The sequence below is a fragment of the Streptococcus danieliae genome, assembly GCF_013415245.1.
Classification (GTDB): domain Bacteria; phylum Bacillota; class Bacilli; order Lactobacillales; family Streptococcaceae; genus Streptococcus; species Streptococcus danieliae_A.
Genome location: NZ_JACBXX010000085.1, coordinates 1 through 2,353 on the forward strand (window position 1 = coordinate 1; position 2,353 = coordinate 2,353).

Consider the following 2,353-nt stretch of genomic DNA (forward strand, 5'->3'; position numbering starts at 1 on the left):
ATGTATAAAAGACTTGAAATCATAAGTTACGAGGATATCAGCATTTATGAAAAGGAGTATACTTCTCGTTTCGATTCAACAAGTACCTTTAAAACTAATTTAGAAATTCATCCCTTTTCTCAACGAGAAGAACGTCGAATCACAACAGAAAAGCATCGACTCTTTTACGTTCCATTGATGGAACACATGTCTTTAATTGAAAAAATCTTTAATAATAGTAAGCGTTTAAGGAGTGATTTGCTACCTCAAATTATTAAAGATAGACTAATTGTTCACCAAATGATTGATGAAATAAAGAGTACAAACGATGTGGAAGGAGTTAAATCCACAAGAAGAGAGCTAGTGGAGGCATTACATGATAAAACCAAAAATAAACGTTTTTTTGGCATAGTTTCTATGTATAAGAGCATTCTTGAAGAAGAGGTGCAAATCATTAATAGTTTAGGTGATTTTAGGGCAATCTATGATAAGTTGTTATTAGATGACATTGAAGAGAGTGATAGACCTGATGGGGAGTTATTTAGGAAAGATGTTATTTATGTAGCTGGAGGTGGGAAAAAATTTCATCAAGGAAATCCAAATGAACAAGCGATTCGGGATGATTTGGAGAAAATGTTGATCTTTATGAATTCAGATATCTCATTCGTAATAAAGGCGTTAGTAACTCATTATTTTTTCGAGTACATTCATCCGTTTTATGACGGTAACGGAAGAATGGGGAGATTCTTACTTTCATCTTATTTAGCTAGGAAGCTAGACTTATTTACAGGACTCTCTGTTTCTGAGGCAGTACTGCAGAATAAGAAAAAATATGATGAAAGTTTTTCAAATACTTCTCATCCTAAGAATAGAGGAGATGTTACCCACTTTATAGGTGATATGCTGGAGATAATCTTACAGGGACAGGAAAGGATGATTATTAAAGTTAATAAAATTGTCCAACAGGTTGAACAACTACTCGATAAGATAGATTCACTAAATATTTCAAAGGTAGAGTCAGAGCTACTCTTTATTTTGGGCCAAGAGCAATTATTTGATTTTAAAGAAAACGGCATAAGCAATATCGAGTTGAGTGAAATGTACAAAGAAAAATATACCAGGTCGAAAATAAATAGCACGACCAAGAATCTTGAGGCTAAAGGTTTACTAATAAAAACAAAATCAAATCCTATTGTCTATAAAATGAATCCAGAGCTACTGGTAGATATCATTGCATAACCCTCCGTTATGGAGGGCTTTTTTTAGTTCATTTTTTCCAAATATCCCCTGACGATACACGCTAAAGCGTATATAATAGAAGTATAGAAAGGAGGAAGTTATGGCAAAGCATAGAAAAAAGCCAAAGATAAGTTTGAAAATCCGACTTAACATCCTTATCCTTGACTTTACAATCATCATCGAGTGGGATTAACCCACTCGCCCCTTCAGGGGTTATGCTTATCATAACAAAAAAATCATGGGAATGAAAGTATCTTTTAAAGTTGAACGTCATAAATTTGACTGGAAGGCTTTGGTAGGCTGGATTCTATTTTTCATAGTCCTTTGGTATCTTTTTAAGTAGGAGAGTATTATGGTAGTATCTGAATCACAAAAGCGGGCCAATAAAAAATGGGACGATGCTAACAAAGAGCGGAAAGCTTATATCAATAAGCGTTCAACCGCTAGAAGCTTTGTCAAAAATTTGGCTACCCTCGAAGACCTGGACGAACTCACTCAGCTTATCGAAGAGCGTCGCAATATGCTACAATAGATAAAAATTAAATGGAAAGGTTCCATTGATTTTCTAACACTAACCGTCTCGAATTCGAGGCGGTTTTTTTGTATCTTGCCCACCATTTGCCCACCAACTTTCTCATATTTAACCGAATTTAACCGAACAAAAAATCAAAAAAGCCCGATTTTTCGGGCTTTTCATTCGGTTAAATCCTGTTAAACAGGGATAAAAAAGGCGGTAGACGGATTTGAACCGACGATCAAGCTTTTGCAGAGCCGTGCCTTACCACTTGGCTATACCGCCACAACAAAGATTATTTTACACTAAATTATGGTGCTCGTCAACAGGGAACCTTTGGGAATCATTCCCGTTGCTTATTCTTTTAAAAAATAATACCAGGGCCTTGGCTATTCATCATCAAGTTCATAAAAAATGACATCCTTCCCTAAGTTTAGGAAGTGAAATAACTCTAAACTTCACGGAAATATCAAAAAAAGGGCGCAAAAAATCCCTGTTTTCATCCATACATTTTTAAACTATTATCAAACAACCCAGCTAGCTAAGTGCTCGCGTTGTCCCAATTTGAGTTTTGATAATGCAAAACCAACCATGACTAAAAAACGCATACTTACTGCCAGG

2 protein-coding genes and 1 tRNA gene are annotated in these 2,353 nt (G+C 35.4%); 2 read left to right on the plus strand and 1 reads right to left on the minus strand.

Annotation, left to right across the window (positions count from 1 at the left end; genetic code table 11):
- Both HZY94_RS03180 and HZY94_RS03185 read left to right on the plus strand, forming a co-directional pair.
- A partial coding sequence (locus HZY94_RS03180; RefSeq protein ID WP_179924979.1) for a Fic family protein occupies nt 1-1,218 on the plus strand: 1,218 nt, incomplete at its 5' end.
- Between the two features lie 352 nt (nt 1,219-1,570).
- Nucleotides 1,571-1,750 carry a hypothetical protein gene (locus HZY94_RS03185; protein WP_179924980.1) on the plus strand — a complete coding sequence of 60 codons (180 nt, stop codon included), beginning with the start codon at nt 1,571-1,573 and terminating at the stop codon, nt 1,748-1,750.
- A gap of 196 nt (nt 1,751-1,946) precedes the next feature.
- On the opposite strand, the gene HZY94_RS03190 is transcribed toward HZY94_RS03185, so the two are convergent.
- Nucleotides 1,947-2,017, minus strand: a tRNA-Cys gene (locus HZY94_RS03190).
- Between the last annotated feature and the right edge of the window lie 336 nt (nt 2,018-2,353).